25 protein-coding genes are annotated in these 21886 nt (G+C 68.6%); 14 read left to right on the top strand and 11 right to left on the bottom strand.

Annotation, left to right across the window (positions count from 1 at the left end; translation table 11 throughout):
• From Van01_RS27290 to Van01_RS27320, 7 genes are all read right to left on the bottom strand, one after another.
• Positions 1-619 (bottom strand): DEAD/DEAH box helicase family protein (locus Van01_RS27290; protein ID WP_239099337.1); only part of this gene is annotated, 619 nt, incomplete at its 3' end.
• A gap of 254 nt (positions 620-873) precedes the next feature.
• Positions 874-1284, bottom strand: a complete 411-nt coding sequence (locus Van01_RS27295) for an Imm1 family immunity protein (protein ID WP_204013487.1) — start codon at positions 1282-1284, stop codon at positions 874-876.
• Positions 1281-1766: a DddA-like double-stranded DNA deaminase toxin gene (locus Van01_RS27300; protein WP_204013609.1), complete on the bottom strand. Its 486-nt coding sequence runs from the start codon at positions 1764-1766 to the stop codon at positions 1281-1283. The genes Van01_RS27295 and Van01_RS27300 overlap by 4 nt, the downstream gene beginning before the upstream one ends.
• Entirely contained in the window at positions 1763-2290 is a 528-nt protein-coding gene (locus Van01_RS27305) for a DUF6244 family protein (RefSeq protein WP_204013490.1), read from the bottom strand. The genes Van01_RS27300 and Van01_RS27305 overlap by 4 nt, the downstream gene beginning before the upstream one ends.
• Before the next feature lie 274 nt (positions 2291-2564).
• The gene (locus tag Van01_RS27310; RefSeq protein ID WP_204013492.1) at positions 2565-3182 is read right to left on the bottom strand and encodes an AAA family ATPase; all 618 of its coding nucleotides are present in this window, start codon (positions 3180-3182) and stop codon (positions 2565-2567) included.
• Between the two features lie 11 nt (positions 3183-3193).
• Positions 3194-5164: an ABC transporter ATP-binding protein gene (locus Van01_RS27315; protein ID WP_204013495.1), complete on the bottom strand. Its 1971-nt coding sequence runs from the start codon at positions 5162-5164 to the stop codon at positions 3194-3196.
• Positions 5165-5316: 152 nt separating this feature from the next.
• Complete coding sequence (locus tag Van01_RS27320; RefSeq protein ID WP_239099338.1) at positions 5317-5799, bottom strand: NUDIX domain-containing protein; 483 nt, start codon at positions 5797-5799, stop codon at positions 5317-5319.
• Between the two features lie 245 nt (positions 5800-6044).
• On the opposite strand from Van01_RS27320, the gene Van01_RS33280 reads away from it, so the two are divergent.
• Positions 6045-6926, top strand: coding sequence for a helix-turn-helix domain-containing protein (locus tag Van01_RS33280; RefSeq protein ID WP_239099339.1), 882 nt, complete (start codon positions 6045-6047; stop codon positions 6924-6926).
• A gap of 501 nt (positions 6927-7427) precedes the next feature.
• Here the strand turns inward: Van01_RS33280 and Van01_RS27330 are convergent.
• Positions 7428-8144: a helix-turn-helix domain-containing protein gene (locus Van01_RS27330; protein ID WP_204013498.1), complete on the bottom strand. Its 717-nt coding sequence runs from the start codon at positions 8142-8144 to the stop codon at positions 7428-7430.
• Between the two features lie 686 nt (positions 8145-8830).
• On the opposite strand from Van01_RS27330, the gene Van01_RS27335 reads away from it, so the two are divergent.
• Positions 8831-9682 carry a DUF5753 domain-containing protein gene (locus tag Van01_RS27335; RefSeq protein WP_275410405.1) on the top strand — a complete coding sequence of 284 codons (852 nt, stop codon included), beginning with the start codon at positions 8831-8833 and terminating at the stop codon, positions 9680-9682.
• A complete protein-coding gene (locus tag Van01_RS27340) occupies positions 9679-9882 on the top strand; it encodes a DUF397 domain-containing protein (protein ID WP_204013501.1) in 204 nt (67 codons plus the stop codon). Before Van01_RS27335 ends, Van01_RS27340 begins: the two co-directional genes overlap by 4 nt.
• Before the next feature lie 135 nt (positions 9883-10017).
• Here Van01_RS27340 and Van01_RS27345 read toward each other — a convergent pair whose 3' ends face one another.
• Positions 10018-10254 (bottom strand): DUF397 domain-containing protein, encoded by a 237-nt coding sequence (locus Van01_RS27345; RefSeq protein ID WP_373306296.1) that lies wholly within the window; start codon positions 10252-10254, stop codon positions 10018-10020.
• 50 nt (positions 10255-10304) lie between these two features.
• Between Van01_RS27345 and Van01_RS27350 the strand changes: the two genes are divergently transcribed.
• From Van01_RS27350 to Van01_RS27395, 11 genes are all read left to right on the top strand, one after another.
• Positions 10305-10865: a DUF6879 family protein gene (locus Van01_RS27350; RefSeq protein WP_239099341.1), complete on the top strand. Its 561-nt coding sequence runs from the start codon at positions 10305-10307 to the stop codon at positions 10863-10865.
• Between the two features lie 8 nt (positions 10866-10873).
• A complete protein-coding gene (locus tag Van01_RS27355; RefSeq protein ID WP_239099342.1) occupies positions 10874-11728 on the top strand; it encodes a helix-turn-helix domain-containing protein in 855 nt (284 codons plus the stop codon).
• Positions 11729-12048: 320 nt separating this feature from the next.
• Positions 12049-12444 carry a YkvA family protein gene (locus Van01_RS27360; protein ID WP_204013507.1) on the top strand — a complete coding sequence of 132 codons (396 nt, stop codon included), beginning with the start codon at positions 12049-12051 and terminating at the stop codon, positions 12442-12444.
• A gap of 5 nt (positions 12445-12449) precedes the next feature.
• A complete protein-coding gene (locus Van01_RS33570; RefSeq protein ID WP_275410406.1) occupies positions 12450-12584 on the top strand; it encodes a hypothetical protein in 135 nt (44 codons plus the stop codon).
• 428 nt (positions 12585-13012) lie between these two features.
• Positions 13013-13996 (top strand): radical SAM protein, encoded by a 984-nt coding sequence (locus Van01_RS27365; protein WP_204013510.1) that lies wholly within the window; start codon positions 13013-13015, stop codon positions 13994-13996.
• A complete protein-coding gene (locus Van01_RS27370; protein ID WP_204013513.1) occupies positions 13989-14732 on the top strand; it encodes a hypothetical protein in 744 nt (247 codons plus the stop codon). Before Van01_RS27365 ends, Van01_RS27370 begins: the two co-directional genes overlap by 8 nt.
• A gap of 98 nt (positions 14733-14830) precedes the next feature.
• Positions 14831-15619 carry a hypothetical protein gene (locus tag Van01_RS27375; protein WP_204013516.1) on the top strand — a complete coding sequence of 263 codons (789 nt, stop codon included), beginning with the start codon at positions 14831-14833 and terminating at the stop codon, positions 15617-15619.
• Positions 15616-16263 (top strand): AAA family ATPase, encoded by a 648-nt coding sequence (locus tag Van01_RS27380; protein WP_204013518.1) that lies wholly within the window; start codon positions 15616-15618, stop codon positions 16261-16263. The genes Van01_RS27375 and Van01_RS27380 overlap by 4 nt, the downstream gene beginning before the upstream one ends.
• A complete protein-coding gene (locus Van01_RS27385; RefSeq protein WP_204013521.1) occupies positions 16235-16684 on the top strand; it encodes an NUDIX hydrolase in 450 nt (149 codons plus the stop codon). The genes Van01_RS27380 and Van01_RS27385 overlap by 29 nt, the downstream gene beginning before the upstream one ends.
• A gap of 800 nt (positions 16685-17484) precedes the next feature.
• The gene (locus tag Van01_RS27390) at positions 17485-17643 is read left to right on the top strand and encodes a hypothetical protein (protein ID WP_158573876.1); all 159 of its coding nucleotides are present in this window, start codon (positions 17485-17487) and stop codon (positions 17641-17643) included.
• Between the two features lie 144 nt (positions 17644-17787).
• Positions 17788-18546 carry an HAD family hydrolase gene (locus Van01_RS27395; RefSeq protein ID WP_204013618.1) on the top strand — a complete coding sequence of 253 codons (759 nt, stop codon included), beginning with the start codon at positions 17788-17790 and terminating at the stop codon, positions 18544-18546.
• 119 nt (positions 18547-18665) lie between these two features.
• Here Van01_RS27395 and Van01_RS27400 read toward each other — a convergent pair whose 3' ends face one another.
• A complete protein-coding gene (locus Van01_RS27400) occupies positions 18666-20630 on the bottom strand; it encodes an HAD-IA family hydrolase (protein ID WP_204013524.1) in 1965 nt (654 codons plus the stop codon).
• Complete coding sequence (locus tag Van01_RS27405) at positions 20627-21841, bottom strand: acyl-CoA dehydrogenase family protein (protein WP_204013527.1); 1215 nt, start codon at positions 21839-21841, stop codon at positions 20627-20629. The genes Van01_RS27400 and Van01_RS27405 overlap by 4 nt, the downstream gene beginning before the upstream one ends.
• Positions 21842-21886: the final 45 nt, after the last annotated feature.

The raw sequence follows: 21886 nt of genomic DNA on the forward strand, positions 1-21886 counted from the left end.
CCCTCTTAAGCAGCCGGTAACACTCCGTCACCGCCGTGTAGGTCTTACCCGCACCAGTGGCCATCTGCACCAATGATCGATCGAACCGCTGCTCGGCCAGCGAGCGCTCGACACCCTCAATCGCGGTGATCTGCGCCGGCCGAAGTGGAGCGACGTCCAGCGGGGGCAGGTGACGAACCTTCGCCCGCCACGTCGGCCGTTTCGGATCGGCCTCCGCACCACGGACGATCCTCGCCAAGGCGCCGGGCTGCGGAAAGGCGAAGATCCGCCGCGCCCGGGGCTGCGGGTCGTAGCCGTTGGTGAAATGGGTCTCCGAGCCGCTGGCCTCGAACACGAACGGCAGCCGCCCGTCGCGGGTCAGCGCCTTCAGCCGCACCGCGGGCGGCAGGCCCTCGGCGTACATGGCCGACTGCCACTCCACTCCCGACAGCGGCGTCCCTTCCGGCTTGGCCTCAATCACGCCGACGACCCGCTGGTCGACATACAGCAGGTAATCGACCCGACCATGGCCCTTCGCCATGATGGCCTCACGAACGACCACACCCGTGCCCACGAAGAGGTTGATCTCGGATCGGTCCTGCACGACCCAGCCGGCATCTCGAAGCTGCCGGTCGATCAAGAGCCGGGCTCGCTGCTCCGCCTGGAGCCGAAGATCGTCAGCCATTGCCCCCACAGCCAGTAGAGGCTAGTCGATCAAGCATACGGTCCGCATCCTCCTCGTGACCGAGGATCACAGTTCGAACGGTTCAGAGCGTGTGCCGGCGAGGTAGCCATGGGCACTGAACGTCGGTCCGATGCAGGACCCAGACGCAGGCCCCGATGTGCTTCTCGCATCCTCGGCGGCTTTCAACACAGCAGAACCGCAGGCCCTACTCACTGGCCAGCGGGTAGGCGCGGTGGTGCGCCGGTTTTGAGGAAGGCGCCCGCTACCTGTATGGCCGTGTCTGGTCGCAGCCGGAGATGCTCGGTGGGGTATTCGGTGGGTACCCCGCCAAGGTCGAAGTGGAGTTCCTGGTCAGGTGGTGGCACTGTGGGGTCGTTGAGGTAGCCGCCGTCGTCGGCGATGTGTACCGCGAAGGCGTGGGTGCGGTGGCCGAGCCCGATCTGGACGCCGGGTGGCAGGTCGTCGGGGTCGTTGGTGATGTCGCTAAAGATCGTGACGACGACAGGCTCGCCAGCCTGGTGGATCTCGCGCAGGAGGGCTTCCAGAGCGTCGGGGTCGGTTAGGTCGACCTCGTGGTTATCGCGGTGGTCACCCCGGTCGTAGGTCCAGGTCACCTTCATGCGATCGCCTTTCCGTTTCCGGTGTAGGTACGCCAGTGGCGTACCTTCCCGTCATCGTCGCGTACGTAGACGTCCATCTGCGCGCCGGCTGGCAGCAGCCGGGAGAGGATCTTCTCGCAGCCGTAGGGGGTGTAGTCGCAGGGCGGGTTGTTCGTGACTACGGCAGCGTGGGTGACGTGTTCGCGGCGCATCCGGGCCGCGAGCTTGGCCTCCAGATGGTCGGTCGTGGTGGCGATGAGCTGGTAGGCCGGTTTGAGGTCGACCGCGGCAGCCGGGTCACGGCCAGACTTCATGGGTATCCGCTGTCCATCAATCAGCGCTACACCGGAGGTTGGATCCTTTGCCTGCCGTCGAGGCAGGTCGCGAGCGGCGTCCGTAAGCCACTCGGGGAGCCGCTCGGATGGGGCATCTTCGGTCCCTCTCGTGAAGGTGTCGCGCCGGGTGGGCGGTTGGCTGAAGTCGCTACCACCGCCCGTGGTCAGTTTCCCAGCTCACCGACCTGCCGAGCCTGCGCCAGCGCCGCGTCAACGCGGCCTCGGGCCTCAGCCCTGCGGGTACGGACGGCCGCGAGGATCTGCATTACCTGCTGCAGCCGCGCCAGCGTAGGACCGGGCTGACCGCCCTGCAGCGCTGCCACGACAAGCCGCCGCGCCTCGTCGACCGCGGACGCCGCCGCGGCCACGCTGCCATCCACCGTATGCAACGCCGCGACCACCGGGGTGAGCGCGGCAATGGTCTCCTGTGGCGAAGGTTGTTGCGCCACAGAACCTACGGACCGCGATGCTTCACTCAGGACGCCCGATGCCTCGTTTAACCGGGATCGGGCCTGCCCGATCACCTCTCGTACCCGGGCGAGACCGGCCGTGATGCCGATGAAGCCAGAGGCCACTGCGCGAGCGGCGATCTGCTCGATGGCACGGTCGACCGCTGCGGTCTCCTGCTGTGACCGGTCTACACCTGCGGTCATCGCCTGCAAGTCGGCGCCGATGGTGTCGGTCAGCGACATCGCCCTATCCCCCGCTCGAACGCCTCGCGCCTACCCACCCAACGGTGGCAGCCTAGAGACGTCCGGCGACGTAACACAACGTCGGGAAGCGACGCTGCCGGCGGTGTCTTCCGCCTGCTGCCTGATCGATGATCCCGCGACGTGCGGGTGTCTGTTGCGATTTCGGCGGCACGTCTCTCATTGATACGGTCCTACTTCCCTGGTGTACGCCCCTGAGTGCCTTGCACTGAAGATGAGCGGGTCTGAGCTGCGGAGTTCCGGTCCGGAGGGGGCGTCACGAAGCCTCCGTCACGGTGGTCGTCCGGTCGGCTTTGCGGGCGCAGTGCGGGCATCGTCGTGGGCAGGGCGTTTGAGGGGCGACGGTGGTGAGGCCGCTGGCGTGCAGGATCGTGGTGACCGTCTGCTCGAAGGTGTTGGTCTCGCCGATGACGGTTTCTCTGGGGATGTCGAGCAGGTCGCGGTGGGTGTACCAGCTACGCATGTGTTCGGGGGTGAAGGACATGGGTTCGTCGCGACGGAGGTGGCGGCGGACGGTTTCGTCGAAGGTCACGTCGAGGTAGAACACGGCGACCGGGCCGGCATGGTTGTCGATGAGCTGGTGCAGGACGGTGGCGTAGCGTTCGGTGTGCAGGATGCCTTCGAGGATGACGTGGTAGCCCAGGTCGAGAGCGGTGCGGGCGGTCGCGGTGATGAACGTCGGGGCGACCGGGTCGATGCGGGTAATGTCGTGTTCTCGGAGCACCGTTCTGCGCAGGTAGTCCTGTTCGAGTAGGGCGGCACCGCGTCCGAAGCGGCGGCGTACCTCGCGGGCGGTCGTGGTCTTCCCGCTGCCGGAGTTTCCCCGAATGATCACCAGCGTAGGCGAGGGTTTCGTCAGGTTCGGCGTCGTCATGGCGTGCTCCGTCAGGCGGTCGCGGTCTGCCGGGGCACCGCCGCGGCGGGACCAGTGGTGTCGTAGCCGGCGGCTTGCAGGGCGAACAGTTCCGCGTACCGCCCGTCGGCGTCGACGAGCTGGTCGTGGGTGCCGGACTCGACGAGACGGCCGTGGTGCAGAACGAAAATGCGGTCGGCGTGGCGGACGTTGGCCAGCCGGTGGGTGATCAGGATCGTGATGCCGCGTCCTTGCCGGTCGCGGATGGCCTGGAAGAGGGCGTCCTCGGCACGGGGGTCGAGGGCGGACGAGGGTTCGTCCATGATGAGTACGTCGGCGTCGCGCAGGAACCCGCGGGCGGCGGTGATGCGCTGCCACTGACCACCGGAGAGGTCCTGCCCACCGGCGAAGGTGCGGTCGAGCAGCGTCTCGTAGCCGTTGGGTAGTTCGGTGATCATGTCGTGGGCGACGGCGCGGGCGGCGGCGGTCTCGATGCGGGTCTGCTCGGCGTGGGTGGTGATGTCGCCGACGGCGATGTTCGTGGCGGCGGTGAACGGCCACTTGTGGTACTCCTGCGTCACCACCCCGATCCGGGCTCGTAGCGCGTCGATGCCCCAGTCCGCGGCTGGTCGACCGTTGTAACGGATGACGCCGCCGGTGGGGGTGCGGAGCGTGGCGATCATGGTGGCGAGGGTGGACTTGCCGGAGCCGTTCTCCCCGACGAACGCCACGGTCTGCCCGGCCTCGATGGTCAGGCTGACCTGGTCGACGGCCGCCGTGTCACGGTCGGGGTAGCGCAGGCTCACCGCGTCGACGGTGATCTCCTCCAGCCGGCCCGGTGCCGGCAACTCGGCGGCCGGTTCGGTGTGCGCTGGCAGGTAGTCGGCGGCGCGGGTCATGAAGCCGGTGTAGTCGCGGAAGTGCTGCCCCTCGGTGTAGACCCGGTCGACCTGGAACGTGACCACCGCCAGGGACCGTTGCGCGGACTGCACGGCGATGACGCAGGTCGCGGCGGCGGCGAGGGGGATCTGGCCATCGATGAGCAGCAGCCCGAGCAGGACGTACACCACGGCGGTCGCCACCCCGCCGATCATCGCGCCGACGGTGGTCGTCGTGGTGACCCGTCGCGCCAGGGCCAGTTGGATGCCGGTCTCGACGGCCATGACCCGGTCGTACTGGTCGAGCAGAAACCCCCGCAGACCGTAGGAGCGCAGTTCGGGGGCGGAGTCGCGTTCGGCCATCAACCGGTGCAGCAACCACAACCGCCGACGCCGTACCGACCCGGCGGCGTACGTCTGGTAGCGCAGGTGCCCGGCCCGCAGCGACGCCCACCCGTTCGGCACCGTCGCCACCAGCAGGGCCAGCAGCAACAGCGGGTGGACGACCACCACGGCGATCGCGACCGCGAGGACGCCGGCGAGGCCGGCGAGCAGGTTCATCGACGCCTGCACCAGGCCGGTGGTGGAGTTCGCGCCGCGGGAGGCTCGTTCCATGTCGTCGGCGAACGCGTCGGCGTCAAACGCCTCCAACCGCACCGCCGTCGTCATCTCGAACAACCCGCGTTCCACCTCCCGGTCCACCTTCGGCGTCAGGCCGTTCTGCGCGTACCCCATCCCGGCGGCCATGCCGGCGCGCAAGGCCGTCACCGCCGCGAGCGCGGCCAGGGCGGGCAGCGCGGCCAGCACCTTGTCGGCGGTCGGTCCGCCGGCAAACAGCTCCACCAGCACCCGCTGCGCCGCGAGGAGCCCGAACGCCGCCATCACCCCCGCGCCGACCGTCGTCGCTGCCACCACCGACGTCCGCAGCCGGTCAGCGCGCCAGCTCACCACGAGCGCGGCCCAGACCAGCCGGGGCAGCTCGGAGAACACGGCGAACAGACCGGCCTGCGCCCGCGCCCGCACACCGGTCTCCCACCACACCTCCCGCAACTCCGGCAGCACCGAATCCCGCTGCTGTGGTGCGGAACGGGCGGGCGTCCGGTCGGGGTGATCGGTCTTGAGCATGGCGGTACCTCCCGAAGGTGAGCAGGGTGAACTGCGGTGGGTGGTGGTGTCTCGTGAAAAACGGCGGGACCGCGCAGGTGCCGCTGTCGGTGATCTCGGTTGGCGCCGCCGAGGTAGCGCCTACCGCAGGAAGACGCCCCGTTGGCCTGCGATCAGCTGACCCGGACGCCGTCTTCGAGGTAGTAGCTACACCCGTCAGCGCGGGCGCGCAGCGCCTCGGCGATCCGGCGGGCCAGCAGCGGCCGTAACCGCTGGGCGGTCTGTGGCGGGTCGGACCACGCCCAGCCCTTCAACTCTTCCGGCGGCACCACGATCCGTTCCGTCGCGGTGGCATCGAGGGCGCCGCCGTCGTAGATGACCATGACGCCCTCGGTGCGCCCGTCTCGGGCCGGTACCCAGTCCATGACGAGTAACCGACCTGGCGACATGCCCAGACCGAGCTCTTCCCGGCACTCTCGGATCGCGGCCTGGCACGGCGACTCGTCAGCCTCGACGCACCCGCCGGGGAGCTCCCACTCCGCTTTGTAAGCGGGTTCGACCAGCAGAACCCGCTCGTCCGGGTCGGTAATCAGCAGCCCGGCGGCCATCCGCTTACGGGGCAGATCGGCGGTGTAATCGCGGCGTCCGGAAGGCATGCGGAGACGGTAGGACGGGGCAGGGGCGACACGCCCGCAGCACCGTGCGCTGACATTGTCGGCAGATTCCGACACCAACTCCGACACCGCCAGCACTGCCGTCCCGGCCTCCCGGCAGGGCGTCGAGAGCCCGCACGACCACCGCAGACAGCCAGGCAAAGGCCGTCAGTGGCAGCCGAAAAGTGTCACCGGGGGCGGCTACGGTGTTCGCTCATCGTGACCGCAGCAACCCGGGGGTGGCAGCGATGGTCGACCCTGACGAGATCACCGCCGCCCGCCGCGCGCTCGGTCGCCGCCTCGCCCACCTGCGCAAGAACGCCGGCCGCACCCAGCACGGGCTCGCCCGGCTCGTGCAGTACGGGCGCAGCTCGATAGCGAACACCGAAACCGGCCGACAGCTCCCCGAGCGGCCGTTCTGGATCCGCTGCGATCAGGTGCTGGGCACCGGGGGTGTGCTGATCGCTGAGTACGACCGCATCGCCGACCTGAACTACCGCCGCCTCCCGCGACCGGCTGCTGGTACATCACGCCGCGCCGCCGATTACGGTGGGGAGGCCAGCATTCGAACCAACGGGAGAGAACAGTCCGTGCGGGTGATCTGGGTGAACGGCGCGTTCGGCGCGGGAAAAACGACGCTGGCGCAGCAGCTGATCGCGGACGATCCCCAGCTGCTGCTCTTCGACGCCGAACTACCTGGGTTCATGCTCCGGGAGATCGTGCCGCTACCGTCCAGCGGGGACTTCCAGGACCTACGGGTATGGCGACGCAGTGTCGTGGACACGGCGGTCGCACTCGCGCAGGAGTACCAGCGGACACTGGTCGTCCCCATGACCGTCGTCGTATGGCCCTACCTCGATGAGATCCTCACCGGACTGCGTGCCCACGGCATGGACGTCACGCACTACTTCATCACTGTTCCGACCGACGTTATCCGGAGGCGTATCGAGGCGCAGTCGCTCTGGCCACAGGACCCAGCCCGAGACGCGCAGGTCCGCACCTGGCGGCTGGCCCAGGTCAATCGGTGCGCCCAAGCGGCTCAGACCCTGCCGGCCGGCACCGTCACCCTCGATGGGACGCTGCCCGTCGAGCAACTGGCGGCACGGGTGACAGGCGCGGCTCGTAGCTGACCCGCAGGGTCCGTCGTACAAGGGTTGCCGAGCCGGTGACCCGGTGCCGCGGAAGTTGTCGTCAGGGCTGCTGGGGCGTGCACGTAGGCGGCGGCCGACTCAGTACTCCCGCTCGTAGAGCAGACCCTCGGCGGCGGCCAATGGCACCTCGCGGCTGCCGACCGGGTGGCCGAAGTACTCCGGTGGCGTCTCGCTCGGATGCGGCGTCATCCCGGGTGCGCTCTCGGGCTGTCGGGGTTCGGCGGGTGCCGTACCGGCGGGTGCGGGCGGTGTGGTCGGGGCGTCGTACCAGGAGGGGATTTCCCCGGCTGCCGCGATGACGGATGCGGAGAATATTCGTACGGGGCATGGATTTCTGGCGCACCTTGCGCATGCCGCGGTCGAGGTCGGGTGATGGCGCTGGTACAGCTCGACGGCGGTGGTGTGAGTCAGGGTGCCGCGCAGCGTGGGGATCGGGTGATGCATCGCGGCCCTCCCTCTCGTCTCGGCGGTTGGTGGCTGTCAGGACGCTGGTCGTATGCGGTTCGCGTGGTGGATCGGGCTCGCGGTGGGCCTGCGGGTGGCAGCCGGGTGGTCATGTGCGCCGGGAATGGGGTCCTCGGGGTTGTCGAGAAGCAGCCAGAAGCGGGCTTTGATGTGGCTGTCGGCGGCGGTGAGGGCCTGGTCCAGCATCGACTGCTCATCGAGCGCGGGGGTGCTCCGGTGCTCCCAGCTGGAAACGGCTGCGATGGTCGTGTCGAGGTGTTCGGAGAACGCGCGCAGGCTCATTCGTAGCGCTTCGCGTAACGCGCGGACCTCCCGTGTGGTCCACCGGCCGACGACGGCCGGCCCGCACCCGCACCCGGCCGGACAGGGCTCCACTGGAGAGATGGGCGGGGCTGATGGTGTCCCGGCCTGCTGGCGCCCCTGGTCGCGTACGTGCTCTCGTTGTGCTTGGAAGTTTTGCACGAGCGCCTGGACCTGGTCCGACATGGCCAGCAGTGCTCCGCGTGCACCCAGGGCAGCGTCGGCGTTGCGCCAGAAGACGCGGGTGGTGTTGTCCCGGCCGACTTCGACGTTGGCGATCTGGCTTCGGGAGTAGCGAATGAGCTTGGCGAGATCGACCTGTCGCAGCCCGGCGACAGTACGCCACTGGGCCAGGTGGCGGCCAAGTTCTTTGCGCGCTTCGGCTATGTCGGTAGGGGTGATTTCGCCTGCGGTGTCGAAGCGGCGGGGCACCGGAGGCATGTGCCGGGCCAGGTGTGGTGGCCGTGGACTCGGGGCAGGAGTCATGGCCGCTGCCGCTGGTGCCCGATCCGACGAACTGATGCGTCGCCGACAGTCCTCGGCGGAATGGTCGGGGTCAGACCGCCTGGCTTGACGACGCCGGGGTTAATCGGCTTGCGGATCGGTCCGGTCACCACCGCGAGGAGACCGGGTGACCCGACATGTTCGCGCGCCCCGGTGACCACCTCGCTGGCGCCTAGCGCCGTCCGTGTCAGGTCGCACTGAGGGCGACACATCGCGCAGACGTGGGTAGGTGCCGGCGCGGTCGTCATCGCGCTCCGCCTCTGGGGGCCAGATCCGCCGCTTGCGCTTGGGATGCAGGGACCTGTCCCGCCTCCCACGACCTTGAGCCGAGCGGGCAGTGCGCCTGGCTGATCGGCATGCCGCATCCCGGACACCATCGCTGCGCACGCCTGAACAACGCGAACCCCGCCGCGAAGCCCACCAGCAGCGCCGCACACACCGCGGTCCCCACTAGGAAGCCCACCGTGTACCTCCCCGACCTGATCGAGCGCTGATGGCAGACGTTCGCCGACCGACAGCAGACTAGTCTTAGGCGTTCCTAGTCTTACAGTCCGGACTAGATCCAGACAAGTTGTGTGACGAGGTTGTTCGTGGAGATGTGACATGCTGTCCTGGTGCCGAACTGGCCTACTTTGAGACGCAGACGGCTCGCGCGAGAGCTGAGCAAATTGCGTGAGTCCATCGCCATGACGATCGAGGAAGCTGCGGCGAGCGCGGGGATTTCCGCGTCGCACCTCTCGCGGGTGGAGCGTGCGCTCGTGGGCGTTCGGGCGCCGGCGGTGCGGGCGTTGCTGCAGACCTACGGCGCGAACGCCTCGACCACGGCAGACCTACTCGACGCGGCCCAGGCGTCCACACAGCGTGGATGGTGGCATCGGTACGCGGGAAGCATCCCCGACGAGTACGCGACCTACATCGGATTCGAGTCCGATGCCAGCAGGATCTGGAACTTCGAGCTGATCTCGATCCCCGGCCTGTTACAGACCGAGGGATACACCCGATCGAGCCTGCACGGCGGCGTCGCTCGCCTCACCGAAGAGGAGATCGAGCGGCGAATCGAGATTCGCCTGCGTCGACAGGCGCTGCTGCACCGCGATAATCCACCAGCGCTGTGGGTCGTTCTCGACGAGGCCGCGATCCGTCGACAGGTCGGCGGCGCGGCAACGATGGCCGAGCAGATGAACCATCTCGCCACCATCGCGGCCCTGCCGCACGTCGACGTTCAAATCGTGCCGTTCGAAGCGGGCGCCCATCCCGGCGCCCCCGGAGGCTTCGTGATCCTCGGGTTCACCGACCCCGCCGACCGCGAAGTCGTTTACATCGAGACGATGGCCGGTGATCTCTACCCTGAAGGCGACGCCGAGGTGCAGAGCATGACCCAGGCGTTCGACCGGCTGAGGGCGATGGCGCTCAGCCCGGATGACTCCGCATCGATGATCCGGGACGTGGCAGAGGAGCTTTCATGATCGACTTCAGCCGCGCCGTCTGGCGCAAGAGCACCAGAACCCAGCAGAGCGGCCAATGCGTCGAGGTGGCGAGGGTCGGTGAGGTGATCGGTGTGCGGGACTCCAAGGACCCGGACGGTCCCGTGCTGGCGTTCACGACCGGAGTGTTCGCCGCGTTTCTCGACGGAGCAGCCAAGGGAGAGTTCGACGACCTTGTCTAGAAGAACCAGCCGCGGCTGACCGAGGTCGCCCACCGGCTGAGACGCCCGGCTCAGGCCTGCGGGCCGGGCGTTCTCACTCCCACCACCACGCGTAATCTGGGCGGGAAGGTCGCCGGCCTGCGCCGGGTGAACCAGTCACAGGTTGCTGAACTCTCCCTGGTCGGCGCCCCGGAGGAAGGCTTGCCATCCAGAACGCGAGAAACGGAGCATCCCGCCCTCGGGGTTCTTCGAGTCTCGTACGGCAACCCCCTCACTCAGCGACGCGACCTCCACGCAGTCCCCGTTGAGGCTCTCCGAACTCTTACGCCATACAAGGCGCCCGGAAGCGTCGGACACGTTGACTCCCTTCGTTGTCTGGGTCGAGACTGCCACAGAGCGCCCACCGCGACTAGTCTCAAGGCTCGACTAGACTTGATCGGAAGGTGGCGGCAGAACGGGACAACCTGATGCAGATGGGCGAACTTCAACGCAGGCTGAGCACGGCCGAGCGGTCGGTGTTTCGACTCGAAACGCTGCCCGCGTACAGCGCGGCGGGCGAGGTCGACCTGCTGCGCGACTTCCACGCGGGACGCCCGCTGCCACCCCGCACACCAGAAGCCGATCCCTGGCTACGGATGGTGGCCGACAGCGTGCAGGCCGGCACATGTTGGCGCCGTGTCCACGTCTTACACCGTCCGCTATCGGACTACCTGCGCTTCGAGCTGCTGGGCTACCACGGCAACGTAGCAGCCGGCGAGGACGTTCGGATCGCAGACCGGGCGACGGCCCCCGAGGCACTGGGCGCGCTGAGGCAGGACTTCTGGCTCCTCGATGACGAGTTCGGCGTGCTCATTGAGTACGACGGGGAGGGCCGGCGTCTCGCCATGGAGCCCACCAGAGATGTCGGGAGCCTCATCGCACAACGGGACCTCGCGATGACACACTCGGTTCCACTTCGGGACTACCTGCCGACAGTTCAGGGCGAGTTGCGTAGATCCTGGTGAATAGACCTGTGGACGACCGAACGACGCTCGCGACCAGGCTGCGTGAACTCCGCGAGGACGCTGGTCTGTCGACCACGCGACTCGCCGCCGCCCTGGGCTGGTCACAGTCAAAGGTCTCGAAGATCGAAAACCGTCGCACGAAACCGTCCGTCGACGACGTCCGGTCATGGTCCGCAGCGACGGGCGCCACCGCCGAGGTCACCGCCGAACTGACGAACGCCGCGGAGTCCATCCAGGTCGCATCGATCATCTGGGACCGGACGCTGACCGGCGGCCGGGCCGCGCACCAACGCCGCATCGGCCGGACCCTCGCCGAGGCAAAACGGGTGCAGGTCTTCCAACACGCCGCAGTACCCGGACTCCTTCAGACCGCGGAGTACGCCCGCAGCGTCCTCGCCCTCGCCGACGTGTTCGGCGTCAGCGACACCACGCGGGCAGCAGCCGCCCGGGTCGAACGGCAGACAGCCCTGTACGAGAAGGGCCGACAGTTCGACTTCCTCATCACCGAAGCCGCGCTGCGGTTCCGCCCCGTACCCCACGACGCGCTCGCCGCCCAATACGACAAGATCCTGTCAGTCGCCACGCTACCGAGCGTGAGCCTGTCGATCCTGCCGACCGGCGTCCGCCCCTCAGCGGTACACGCCCATCCCTTCGTGATCTACACCCTGCCCGACGGCTCCCAACTCACCACGATCGAGACCTACACCCGCGAACTGACCCTCACCGACCCAGAAGAGATCCGCGTCCACTCACAGGTATACGACTCGCTCCTCGCAGATTCCGCGACCGGCGAACAGGCCCGCCAACTGCTGGAAACGATGCGGGCCGAAGCGCTGGACTCAGCGGAGTCGCAGGCCCGGTGACCGCAAGCCGGGAGACAGACAGGCTTTCGTCTCGTACCGGTCGAAGGCATCGGCCTGCTGGTCCGATACTGGACCCCGTCGAACGGAGCCGCGCCACCATCGCTGCGGAGGTAGGGCACGTACACCGGATGCCCGTCCGGGGCGACCCGCCAGCCCGCTGCCCGGTCGTATGCGAACTCCGGGCCTGGCCGGTTGAGCACGTCGAAGCCGCCCGGATCCAACTTCTGCGCCGCAACGCTTTGCAGTGGCACCTGGAGCCGCTGCCCTAGCACCACTGATCGCGCCGCGCCCGACGGCGATGACAAGCTGAGCCTGTGATCATGTGTGACTGGCTCGTCGGCCTGGCCATCGCGGTCGTGCTGCTGCTTGCCTCCTGGGCGCTGCTGATCCTGCTCGCCCAGCGCCTACCACCCGGCATCATGCGCGACCTGGCCGCGTTCATCCCCGACTGCGTCACCACCGCCCGCCGACTGCGCACCGACCCCCGAGTGCCCCGCCGAGCGAAGATCGCCGTACTGATCGCCGGGATCTGGGTCGCCAGCCCCATCGACCTGATCCCCGAGTTCCTGCCCGTCATCGGACCCCTCGACGACATCGTCGTGGTTGTTCTCGCTCTGCGCTACGCCGCACGCCAAGTACCCCGAGACGTCATCCTCGCGGCCTGGCCCGGCGAGCCCCGGCTGATCGAACGGCTGCTCGGCACACCGCCAGCCTGACCACATTGGCAGGGTCTGCCACCCTCGCCGGAGCCTGGGTCGGCAAGAAGTTCGTCGGCCGCGTCAGCGACCGGAGGTTCGTCCGCCTGGTGGAGATCGGACTGCTCGCCGCCGGAGCGCTGTTCCTCGCCGGCCTGTGAGCCAACCCGCCGCACTACACGGAGCAACCACGCGATCGACCACTCGCCAAACTCGCCGTAGTGGAATACGCAGCCCTACCGGTCGGCCAACCCACTCGTCGACCGGGGGCCACTCACGCCGGTGGTGTCGAGATCTCGTGTCGAAGGTGTCCGACATCGGCGCACCGTGGGTTCATTGGTCATGCCGCAGCGCCACCACCCACTTGGAGCAGTCGATGTGCGTCCCCCGTGACCAGGCTCCTCGCCTCGATATCTCCAGACGGCTGTCGGATGGCGGCGGGCGGCCGAAGCTGGCGTCGGTCGTCAGGTTCCGTGTCGAGGTGATGCTCGGGCTCCTCGGCAGCGGCTTGGCGGAGCGCACCTTGTCTCTGCTGACGTCTCGACGCGATTGACCACTCATCAGGAGGCTCATGATGACCATGCTTGGCATGCCCGCTATGCCGTCCGTCGCGCTTGAGCAGACGGGTCCGGTCACCTTCACCGCTGGACATCACTTCACCGCGCGTGACGCGTCGATCGAGGAGTTGGTGAAGGCGGCGAAGGTTCCCCTGTCGGTGATCTTGCAGGTGACGAAACGGTGCAACTTCGACTGCTCGTTCTGCTCCGAGACGCTCCAGCTCCCGGATCCGACGCTGCCGCAGTTGGACACCATCCGCGGGAATCTGGCGGGTGTGTCGCGGGTGTTCCTGTCCGGTGGTGAACCGCTGCTCCGCCGGGATTTCGGGGAGATCGTGGACATGTACGCCGGGGATTTCATCGTCGGTGTGCCGACCAACGCCACCCGGGGGTTGCAGCACGCGAGGTCGATGGTCGGGAAGGTCGCGTTTGTCAACGTGGGCTTGGAGGGGCCGCGGTCGACCACCAACCGGGTTCGCGGCGACTACGACGAGGTGATGGCAGGCGTTCGGGGGTTCCTGGAGGCGGGCCTGCCGCTGTCGCTGTCGGCCGTGGTGTACCGGTCGACGCTGCACGCGTTGCCGTTCACCTATCAGATCGCGGATGTCATCGGCGCGGGCAAGCTGAAACTGATCCTGCCACTGCGCAAGGGCAACGCCCTCGATCTGGAGGAGAACGAGTTCATCAGCCTGGAGGAGGCTGGGCAGACCTTCGATCGGCTGACCGAGGCGCGGGCGGTGCACGACTGGCGGCCGGCGCTGCGGATGACGACGTGGACCCCGGACACCGAGGGGCACATGATCTTGGTGGAGGTGACCGGCAAGGCGAGCGCATGGCCGGTGTACGACGCCCCGGACCTGCTGGAGCCTCTCGGCAACCTCCTGGACGAGCCGGTGTCGGAGATCTGGGCGCGGTACCGGTTCAAGCGCAACCACTTCGCCAAGTATCTCGGTGCCAGCATCCGTACTGTGTCCAACGCCGGTCCGGCCGGGTCGGGTGGGCACGCCCGTGCGTGAGTACACGAACCTGCAGTGGCCGGAGGCGCCGTTCGGCGCCGACCAGCGGCCATTCGGCCGGCAGCGCGACATGCTGGCCGCCTTCGCTCTGGCCTGGGCGAACCAGCCCGGCGACGGGCCGCTCCCGGTCGCGGCGGCGACCGTCTACCTCGGGGTCCGTCGCCACGGCACCGCCTACGAGGTGGGTAAGGAAAGCCTGTCGATCGGATTCCGGGCCGATGTCGTCGAGGACAGAACCGAGATACCCGACCTACTCCGGTTGACCGACCGGGCGCTGACCCGGGCCCGCCGGCACGCGGCGATCCTGGCCGGTCACCGTCTCGGCGACGACCTGTCCCGCATGGCCACGCTGTCCGCAGTGCCGCTGCGCGGTGCGGCCGGGGTGCTGGCCGCGTGGGTGAACCGCGCCGCGAAGCAGCGGGGCATGGCGCTCATGGTGGACACCTCGGTCGAAGCCAGCGACGCCGGCGCCGAGCTGGACATGCCGCTTGAGCCACTGCCCCGCCCGGTGCCGCAATGCCCGGCGTGCGCCGCCGAGACGGGCTGGTACGTGCTGGGCCGGGGCCTGGCGATCGGGTTGACAGCGGCGGTGCACGCCGGCCGTTACCGCTGGGAGGGGACCTTTCGCGTCACCGATGCCGTCGACAGGGCGGCGTGGGACGTACTGGAAGTCGGCCGGACCGAGCACCACGCGCACGACACGGCCCGTCCGCCGGTTGCCCGCGCGGCGGGGTGACGACCGCTAGCCTCGGTGGCCGTCGCCCGGCACGTACCGGGGACGGTGGTCAGCCCGGCCGGAGCCGGTACGTCTTAGATGAAAGGGATGCAGGTCTGGTGCGAGTGATCAGCGACGTCGGCGGGCCGGGCAGGATTCCCGACCGGCCGCCGGGCACGCGCCTGGTCGCCTCGATCGACGTCGAGTGGAGCAAAAATTACCGGATCAAGAACGGCAACCAGGCGTTCTGCTACTCGGTCGTCTGGCTCGCCGTACCGCTAGATGGTGAGCCGCTGGTGGTGACATCCGGGCTGCCGTTCTGGGCGACGAGCGTGTACCTCGACCGCGAGGACGAACGACCGGACCTGGTGCAGGCAGCGGCCAGTGACATCGGCGCAGCGGCCGACGCGGCGGATCTGGTCGTCGGTCACCAGCTGTGCAGCGACCTGGCGGTGCTGGCCGCGAACGCGGGCACGGCGGCGCCGGCTGCCCTCGCCGCCGCCCGGCAGGCATGGCGCGACCGCCGACACGCCGCCGTACGCGACCAGCGGATTCTCGACACCCGCTTCGACGCGGGAGCCGTCCTGTCCCACACCTCACGACGGCTGGTCGACGTGTGCGGCGAGTTGGGCCTCGACGTGACGCAACCTGAGCTGGCACGCAAATCCATGACGGCCCTCAACCGCGACTGGCTCCACAACGCCGACACCGAAGCGCGAGAACGAATCACCGTGCTGAACCTGCGGCACAGCCTGTCCACCGCGTACGTCGCGCTCCGCGCGACCGGCACGCTAACCTGGCAAACTCCGTTGAACGTCAACACCATGCTGGCCGACAGGCTCGCTGGACGGGTCGGCTGGCTCCAACACCCCACCTTCCGCGCGCTCACCCACAGGGGACGCGAATGAGCGTGCGGGACTGCGTACTCATCGGAATCGAGGGCACGCACGCCGCGGGAAAGACCACCCTGGTACACGCCCTGACCGCCCACTACCGGCGACGCGGAGTACAGGTCGACTGCACCGGCGAGCCGGCCCGCACCAGCCCGTTCATCGAAGACATCGTCATCCACGGCAAGGGCACCTTCGACCTGGCAACCGAGGTCGACCTGTTCGCGCAACAGCTCTCGATGACACTGCGCACCGCCCGCCACAACAAACTCCTGATCTGCGACAAGACCGTCGTCAACGTGCTCGCCTACGCCCGCATGGTCCTACCAGCAGCCGAAGCCAGCCACGACGCCCACGTACTCGACGCGATGGCTTACTTCTGCCGGGCCTGGGCCCCCACGTACGACGCAGTGTTCTACCTCCCGGACCGCTACCCCGACCCTGCCGACCCCTTCCGAGCCAAGATCACCCACCTCCAAGACCAAACCGCCGAGGCGGTACGGCGAACCCACGCCGAGATAGGGCTGCCACTGCTGGAGGTGCCAGGTGGTCTCGGCACCCCCGAACGCATCGCCTGGATCGCCCGGCGGGTCGACCCGCTTCTCGCTGGCCAGCCAGCTACCCTCCGCCAGCGTGACCGCACCACCGACCCACCCCGTTGACGTACTACTCCTGCTCACCCACGCCGACCACGTCCTCCTCGCGCTCCGCGACGGCACCGGCTACGCCGACGGACAATGGAACCTGCCCAGCGGCAAACTCGAACCCGACGAGGACGCAATCAGCGCCGTTATCCGCGAGGCCCGCGAAGAAGTCGACGTGCGGCTCTCCCCGGACGAACTACGGCTCGTCACCACGGTGCACCACCGCAACCCCTCCGGACACGCCCGCGTCGGCCTCGTCTTCACCGCCACCCACAACCCTCGCCAGCAGGGCGAACCAACCAATGCGGAACCGCACAAATGCGCCAAGATCGAATGGTTCCCGATATCGCTGCTGCCCATGAACACCTACCCGTACACCACAGCCTGTGTCCAAGCCTTCCGCGACGGCCGATCCCTCGCTCTGGACGGCTGGCGGTAATCCGGACGTCGGAGGCACGACGACACGACAAGGGAGTTCCTGGCGACCCGGTCGCGGATGCGCCGAGGCGCTCGCCGGGCTGCAGCGTCCGCAGGCGCGGCCGGAGCGGGATCGCCTGATGCAGAAGGAGGTCCGGGCGGACGTCGCCAGCGTTGTCGATCAGACGGGTGTTCACATAGGCCACATTCGGCTGGCGGGCAGGCGTGGCTGAAGGTTCTCACCTTCGCCGCGCTGGCGATCATTTCCACCGTTGAGGGTGAGGTGGTCTTCGTCCGGCAGCAGCGCGGCAAGTACCCGGCATGGCTGCTGCTGGCCGGCAGCAAAATAAGTTCGGAAAGTCCGCGCAGGACGCGGCCCGCCGGGCAACGGCCCAACCGGGTCGGTAGCCGAAGCGGACGACTCAGGAACTCGCAGGTCAGATCCTTGACGGCGGCCTGCGGCGGGGTGAGCATCAGGGGTGCGGTCCACGCATCGGGCCGTGTCGGGAGCCAGCGAGGTGATGGTCCGCGCGCTGGCCGGCATTCCCCGGCGGCAAGGTGGAACGCCCGACAGCGGCCGGGCCCGCCTCGATCGCGGACCTATCAATGAGACGTGTCGCCCCGAACCCCGCGCTGGGGCGGGGCGCGGCCACTTCCCCGGACGGGAAGTTCGAGGGCCTGCGGTGTACCCCGCGTGCGACGTGGTCACCGCGCCGAGAAACGCCGCTCACTCGTGTCCCTGACGTGCGCGCACGCCCGTGAACCTCTGTCGGTAGCGACTGGCGTGCGCGCATGCCGGTGCTTCCCGGAGGGAGGTGCACCATGCCGAAGGAGACCCCGATGACCCGCGAGGCGGCCGACCGGATCCGCGAGGCGGCCGAGCGAGACCCGCACTCGCCGACTGCGCAGGACGGATTCCCCGACCGCGCCGATCGGGCCGTCGACCGCAACGAGGACCAACAGGACCCAGAGGAGGAGTAACCCACGCGTGTGGGCCCGGCCACCAAGCCGGGCCCACACCCGATGGGCTCAGCGCTTACGTACGCCGGGGCACCGTGACCGTCCGTGAGCTACGCGCGTCTTCTGCCCGCGCACGGCGCCTGTTGCGGCGACGATGGACGCATGATGCTGTTTCCGCCTGCGGCGCTGCTGCTGGACTTCGGTGGCGTTCTCGTCGAGTCGCCCCGCCACCAGCGGCCCCTTCCACCTGACCTGGTTCAGCGGCTGCACACCCTCACGGGACACGCCGTCCCGGTCGACACGATTGTCCGGGACATCACCGACGGAGCCCGTCGGTATTCGCGCTGGCGCGATGACACCAGCCGCGAGCGGGGTCCTCGGGAGGCGAGCCACGGCCAAGTCTGGGACGAGTTCATCACCGTGGGGTGGCCGGAGGCGGCGCGGGCTGCCGTGCGGGCGGAGGCGGTGTCGTTGAGCTACGCGTGGGCGTGGGGCGACAACTGGACCGTACGCGACGGCATCACCGAAGCACTACAGGCCGCGGCGGCGGGTGGGATTCCGATGGTGGTGGTAAGCAACGCGATCAGCGGGGCCGCGCACCGGGACTTCCTCGCCTCGGTAGGTCTCGGGGCGCTGTTCGACGCCGAGTTGTACAGCGACGAGATCGGGGTACGCAAGCCGAACCCCGAGCTGGCCTGGCGCGCGGCGGACACGATCGGCGTACCGATTGGGAAGTGTTGGTTCGTCGGCGACATGATCGACCGTGACATCGCCTGTGCCCGCCACGCCGGAGCCGGGGCGGCGATCCTGATGCGCTCGTCGCGCACCGCCCGGGCGGTGCCCACGTCGGGGTTCGAGCCGGATGTCGTCGTTGATGACGGGTACGGGCTGCGGGACCTGCTACGCCAAGCTGGGCTGCACTGACTGCCGAAGCCGAGCGGAACTGCCGGGCCCATGAATTTGTCCGGCGGACACGCCGGCTACGGCGTGAGGCCGTGCGGCTCGCGGCGAGCCGGATCAAGTAAGCCCACGGATGCGCACCCTCACGTCGGCTGCCTCTTGGGGACAGGGTGTTGGCAGCCTGCCGGCGGGGTGCGGGTGTCCGGGGTGCGGCGGCTGTCGGTGTAAAGCCGGTAGCCGTCGGCCTCAGCGGCGATCGCGTCTCGGGCGTGGGGCTCCATGCGCGGATCCGACGGTGGGACGGGACCGGTGATGGTGGTGAAGGCGGCGAGGAGCTGGCCGGTGTTCGGATCGATGGTGAGGACGTCGCGTCGTGCCACGCCGGAACGATCGGTGTACGGCAGGGCGAGATCAACGCCGGTCCGCCCGACGCGGTCGGTGACGCCGGTTTGGACGACGAGGCCGGGTTGCTCGGCGAGGAGCCGGAGGAGCGCGGCACGGACCGGGCGGGTGAGGGCGTGACGTTCGTAAAGCATCGCGACGCCGCCGATGAGGTGCCCCGGGCGGTCCCGGTCAGGGCCGGCGGTGATGAGCAGGTGGGATCGCAGGTCGGCGCCCCTGGTCGGTGGTGGCTGGTCGAACCGGTCACCCCCGCTCTGACCTGTCCAGCTGTGGTCTGGACCGTCCGGGGTGCAGCCGGTGGTGCTGATCCGGGTGCTGACCTGCCGACCGTTCGCGGCGTCGTCGGTGCGCCAGAGTTGGTCGACGCGGATGCGCTGCGGCCATCCAGCCGGTCCAGGTGGGCCGGTGATGTTGCGGTACCAGGTGCGGCGTTCGACGTACTGGTACCTGCCGCTGGTGGTGTCGGCGGGTGCGGTGCTAAGGCTGCTGGCCAGACGGGTCAGCACCGGGCCTGCCGGAACCCATGGCGCCGGGGTCGGGGTCGGGGGCATCGGCGACGGTGCGGCAATGTCCCCTCGGTCGGAGGCCGCGTCCCAGCCTGCGGGGATCTGCGTCGCGTCAGCGGTGCGCTGGTGCGGGCCGGTGTGGATCGGATAGGTGAGGACTGGTGTCATGGCGATGGTGAGGGAGACCAACGCCGCCGTCAGTCGTACCGTTCGGGAGGTCCGCGGTCGTCCTGGCGAGGCTGGCGTACGGAGCGGAGTCACGGGGTGTTCCTCATCATTGTTCTCGGTCGCGGTTATGGGAGGTGGCTGGCTACTGCTGAGGCAGGCGTTGTCAGTCGGCCACGTCGTTCGAGAGGTGGGCGGTAGGAGGTGAAGTAGGTCGCCGATGGCGTGGGTGACGGTGGGGTACCGGGGCACGGTCGCCGGGTGCGGTGGGATCTCCGTCGGCTGGTGGGAGATCCAGATCGGAATCAGGCCGGCTGTTTGAGCGCCTTGGATGTCGGTCCGCCAGTTGTCTCCGATGTGCAGGCATCGGGTGGGGTGGACGTTCAGTGCCCGGCTGCAGGCGTGAAAGGCAGCGGCGTGGGGTTTCGCAATCCCGCTGTCCGAAGCGCAGATGACGGCGGTGACGAACTGGGTGAGGCCGGCCCTGCTCAGCTTCTGCTGGATCGAAGCGCGCGGCCCGTTGCTGCAGGCCGCGAGCGGTACGCGGTCTGCCAACGTCCGTATAAGGTGGTGGAGATCCGGGTCCGGCTCGATTTTGGCGAGCTGGGTGGCGGCGCACGTGTGCGCCAGCCGGTCGAGGTCGGTGCTGTCGAGCGTGACGCCGATGCTCCGCAGCGCGGTGTCCCAGAACCGTCGACGCAGGTCCTGCAGGCTGTGGGTGCCGGTGTCGGCGGGATGCGTCCAGAAGGTTCCGAACGCCTGGTAGTAGGCAGCGGTCAGCTCGTCCGGATCGACCTGCGAGGACAATTGGGCTGCGAGTTGGCTGCCTGCTCTGACGCCGTGGGCGAGGCTCGTGCTGGTGTCGACGAGGGTGTCGTCGACGTCGAAGCTGACGGCCACGGGCGGGCGCAGCGGCGGCGAACCGAGTCGCGTGCGGAGGTAGTCGGCCAGCACCGGCAGCGTGTCGGTGGAACGCCCGAGGTCGTGGGTGGGTGTAAACGGGCGACACGCTCTCGTCGCTAGCGTGGGTGTCATCGCCCCACGCTCATTGCGGCTCGGCGGGGTGCGGGGGTTTTGAAGCGGGCGGACCAGGGTCGGGTGGTCGTGCCGAGGGCGTGTTCGGCGAGCCGGAGGAGTTGGATGTCGGAGGTGCCGGCCGGGGCGAAGATGTGCAGGGCGTCTCGGAGGTAGCGCTCCAAGGGTGATCGCTGGGGGTGTAGGCCATGCGCGGCGTGGATCTCCATGGCGGTGCGGGCGGAGTCGATGGCGTACTCGGCGTTGATCAGTTTGGCGTTGATGAGTTCGGCGTCGCAGGGTTGTCCGGTGTCGAGCAGGTGGGCGGCGTGGTAGACGGCCAGTCGGGCGGTCATCAGCCGGGATTGGATGGTGCCGAGGCGCTGTGTGACGACTGGTAGGTGGGCCAGCGAATCGCCGTATCGGTGCTGGCTGGTGGTGTAGGCGATGGTCGTGTCGAGGATCGCCTGGTGCAGGCCGAGGGCGACGGCGGCGAGGTTGGGTCTGCCGTACAGGATGCTGGACGAGTAAGCGACGTCGAGACCGTCGCCGTCGGCGCCGAGCCGGTTGGCCGCGGGGACGCGGCAGTTGTCGAAGACGATCTCGCCGAAGCTGAAGCCGTGCAGTCCCATCGCGGGTTGATGTGGGGTGAGGTGTACGCCGGGGCGGTCGGCTTCGATCAGGAACGCGGACAGGCCACGGGAGCCGGGTCCGGTGCGGGCCACGACGCCGTGCAGGTCGCCGATGTGGCTGTTGCCGACGAAGGTTTTGGTGCCGGTGATGAGGTAGTCGTCGCCGTCGCGGACGGCGGTGGTGGTCATGCCGAGCACGTGGCTGCCGGATCCGGGTTCGGTGACGGCGATGGTGGGCAGGCAGGTGCCGGCGGCGATAGCGGGTAGCCAGGTCTGTTTCTGGTGGTCGCTGCCGAAGTGGATGATCTTCGCGGTGCCGAGGTGGGATGCCTGGATCATGGCGCCCATGGCGGCCGAGACGCGGGACAGTTCCTCAATGATGATCGTTTTGGCGAGGTGGCCGAGTCCGAGTCCGCCGTAGGTGGGGTCAATCGTGACGCCGAGCCAGCCCTGGCGGGCGATGTGTCGGGACAGGTCGTGTGCCACAGCCCGGGACGCCTCCAGTTGCGTGACGTGGGGTGCGATCTCGGTCTCGGCGAACGCGCGGACGGTGTCGCGCAGGTGGGTGTGACGGGGGGTAAGGCGGTAGCCGTTGACCATCTGCCGATCTCCTCGTGAGTCGCCCACGGCGTCCGCCAGTGGTGG

The sequence above is a fragment of the Micromonospora andamanensis genome, assembly GCF_016863495.1.
GTDB lineage: Bacteria > Actinomycetota > Actinomycetes > Mycobacteriales > Micromonosporaceae > Micromonospora > Micromonospora andamanensis.

Coding starts and splice junctions, on each gene's coding strand:
- Van01_RS27395 (WP_204013618.1), top strand. CDS start 17,788: ATGCTGTTTCCGCCTGCGGCGCTGCTGCTGGACTTCGGTGGCGTTCTC.
- Van01_RS27380 (WP_204013518.1), top strand. CDS start 15,616: ATGAGCGTGCGGGACTGCGTACTCATCGGAATCGAGGGCACGCACGCC.
- Van01_RS27360 (WP_204013507.1), top strand. CDS start 12,049: ATGTGTGACTGGCTCGTCGGCCTGGCCATCGCGGTCGTGCTGCTGCTT.
- Van01_RS27340 (WP_204013501.1), top strand. CDS start 9,679: ATGATCGACTTCAGCCGCGCCGTCTGGCGCAAGAGCACCAGAACCCAG.
- Van01_RS27400 (WP_204013524.1), bottom strand. CDS start 20,630: ATGACACCCACGCTAGCGACGAGAGCGTGTCGCCCGTTTACACCCACC.
- Van01_RS27405 (WP_204013527.1), bottom strand. CDS start 21,841: ATGGTCAACGGCTACCGCCTTACCCCCCGTCACACCCACCTGCGCGAC.
- Van01_RS27320 (WP_239099338.1), bottom strand. CDS start 5,799: ATGCCTTCCGGACGCCGCGATTACACCGCCGATCTGCCCCGTAAGCGG.
- Van01_RS27305 (WP_204013490.1), bottom strand. CDS start 2,290: ATGTCGCTGACCGACACCATCGGCGCCGACTTGCAGGCGATGACCGCA.
- Van01_RS27365 (WP_204013510.1), top strand. CDS start 13,013: ATGCCCGCTATGCCGTCCGTCGCGCTTGAGCAGACGGGTCCGGTCACC.
- Van01_RS27310 (WP_204013492.1), bottom strand. CDS start 3,182: ATGACGACGCCGAACCTGACGAAACCCTCGCCTACGCTGGTGATCATT.
- Van01_RS27315 (WP_204013495.1), bottom strand. CDS start 5,164: ATGCTCAAGACCGATCACCCCGACCGGACGCCCGCCCGTTCCGCACCA.
- Van01_RS27295 (WP_204013487.1), bottom strand. CDS start 1,284: ATGAAGGTGACCTGGACCTACGACCGGGGTGACCACCGCGATAACCAC.
- Van01_RS27390 (WP_158573876.1), top strand. CDS start 17,485: ATGCCGAAGGAGACCCCGATGACCCGCGAGGCGGCCGACCGGATCCGC.
- Van01_RS33280 (WP_239099339.1), top strand. CDS start 6,045: ATGGTCGACCCTGACGAGATCACCGCCGCCCGCCGCGCGCTCGGTCGC.